Source organism: Rhizobium sp. P1_B8 (assembly GCF_056406515.1).
This window is the reverse complement of the sequence record NZ_JBFTZZ010000079.1, coordinates 1-1,122: the sequence shown is the minus strand read 5'-3', so window position 1 is coordinate 1,122 and position 1,122 is coordinate 1. Positions and strand designations below refer to the sequence as shown.

The 1,122-nt window shown below is 64.6% G+C and carries 1 protein-coding gene; it reads left to right on the top strand.

Annotated features, from left to right (window positions below):
- On the top strand, positions 1–1,122 hold a 1,122-nt coding region (locus tag AC1D2N_RS36180), incomplete at both ends, for an AAA family ATPase (protein ID WP_477983020.1).

The window sequence follows — 1,122 nt, the reverse complement described above, 5'->3', positions numbered from 1 at the left end:
TATTTTGCTCCGGCCGACCTTGCCCGTCGCCAGGAGATGGCCGACCGGCTGCTTGCAGATCCTGCGCTCCTGCTGAAGCAGTTGAGCAATGAACGCTCCACCTTCGATGAGCGCGATATCGCCAAGGCGCTGCATCGCACTGTCGACGATCCCGCGGACTTCGCCAATATCCGCGCGCGMCTGATGGCRTCGGACGATCTCATCATGCTGAAGCCGCAGCAGATCGATGCCGAAACGGGMAAGGCGAGCGAACCTGCCGTCTTCACCACGCGGGAGATGCTGCGCATCGAATATGACATGGGGCGGTCGGCGCGGGTTTTGGCGGAGCGCCGCGGCTTTGCCGTTTCCGATCGGGTGGTTGCRGCSGCGATCAGGCAGGTCGAAACGCAGGATCCGGAAAACTCCTTCCGGCTCGATCCGGAACAGGTSGAYGCCATCCAYCATATCACCCGCGACRAWGGTATCGCCGCCGTGGTCGGYCTTGCCGGCGCCGGCAAGTCGACCTTGCTTGCCGCSGCACGCGTTGCCTGGGAGAGCGATGGTCGCCGGGTGATCGGYGCTGCCCTTGCSGGSAAAGCCGCCGAAGGGCTGGAAGACAGTTCCGGCATCAGGTCRCGGACACTCGCCGCCTGGGAACTCGCCTGGGCCAGCGGACGCGAATTGCTCGAACGTGGCAATGTGCTTGTCATCGACGAGGCCGGCATGGTGTCGTCGCAGCAGATGGCCCGCCTGCTTGACATCGCCGAGCAAGCCGAGGTGAAGGTCGTGCTGGTTGGTGACGCGATGCAGCTGCAGCCGATCCAGGCGGGCGCGGCATTCCGGGCGATCACTGARCGGATCGGTTTTGCCGAACTTGCYGGYGTGCGCCGCCAGCGCCAGCCATGGGCGCGCGAGGCGTCGCGGCTTTTTGCGCGCGGCGAGACCGGGAARGGYCTCGATGCCTATGCCCAGCAGGGGCATCTGATCGAGGCAGGGACACGGGYGGAAACGATCGATCGGATCGTCGCCGATTGGAGCCAAGCGCGCAAACAGGCAATCCAGAACTCAACCACGGCAGGCAATGACGGTCGTCTTCGTGGTGACGAACTGCTGGTGCTCGCCCACACCAACGAGGACGTCAAG